Consider the following 940-nt stretch of genomic DNA (forward strand, 5'->3'; position numbering starts at 1 on the left):
GACATCACGGTGACACCCCCGCCGGACCCCGCCCCCGGCCGGCACTGGCTCACCGCCCGGCTGTCCTACGGCGGCCAGACGTACGAGGACGTGGTGGCCCTGGACGTCGGGGGCGGGCACAGGGGCCCGACTCTGCTGACGGACGTGGGAGTTGAGCGGGTGTCCGTGCGCCGAGGCGAGCGCGCCAGGGTTCCCGTGACCCTACGGAACACCACACGCGGCCCCGTCAACGGCACCCTGTGGGCCGTGTCCTCCTGGGGCAGCTGGCCCGGCGTCATCCCGGACTGCCAGGGCTTCACGGTCCCCGGCGGGGAACAGCAGGAGTCCACGATCGAGGTGGACGGCGACGCGATCCCACCGGGTTCGTACTGGCTGATGGCGAAGGTGGCCTGGCACGGCTGCGTGGCATACACGAGGGCCGTGGAGCTGGAGGTGAGGCCATGACGGAGGAGTACGCAGCAAGCGTCCACGGCGAACCGATCCTCAAGCAGCACGTGGACACGTTCCTGAGCGCCGGTGCCCTCAGGGGCGCGGGGAACTGCGCGACCAGCCACGACGAAGCCGCACACGCGAGACGACACCGCCAACAACGGCGCTGGGCAACCCAGATCGTCCTCATCCACGAACTCGCCCGCCGCACCTGCGCGGAACGGGACCTCGCCCCACCGGACGACGCCCTGCCGATGCAACTGCTCACCATCCCGGAAACCGACGTCGCCGACCTCGGCAGCATCGTCGCGGCAGCCCTGGCCCACTCCCCGGCCGCCCGAGCCCTGCTCGCCGCCCTGGAACGCGAGCAGCACATCCCGGAGACGGCCGTACGGGACTACTACGACCGCAACCAGGACCGCTTCCTCACTCCCGAGGCGCTACGCCGCGGCGTCGACCCCTACAACGCCCCGGCCCCCTCGGACATCCACCCCTACGAGCACGTCAAAGA

The 940-nt window shown here is 71.1% G+C and carries 1 protein-coding gene and 1 pseudogene; both read left to right on the forward strand.

Annotation, left to right across the window (positions count from 1 at the left end; all coding sequences use genetic code 11):
- Positions 1–444 (forward strand): annotated as a pseudogene (locus CA983_RS44135) (glycoside hydrolase family 38 N-terminal domain-containing protein); the annotation flags it as partial.
- The coding region (locus tag CA983_RS44140; protein ID WP_086606157.1) for a malonyl CoA-ACP transacylase at positions 441–940 on the forward strand (500 nt) is incomplete at its 3' end. The pseudogene CA983_RS44135 and the gene CA983_RS44140, both read left to right, overlap by 4 nt.

It is taken from the genome of Streptomyces swartbergensis, assembly GCF_002148965.1.
Classification (GTDB): Bacteria; Actinomycetota; Actinomycetes; order Streptomycetales; family Streptomycetaceae; genus Streptomyces; species Streptomyces swartbergensis.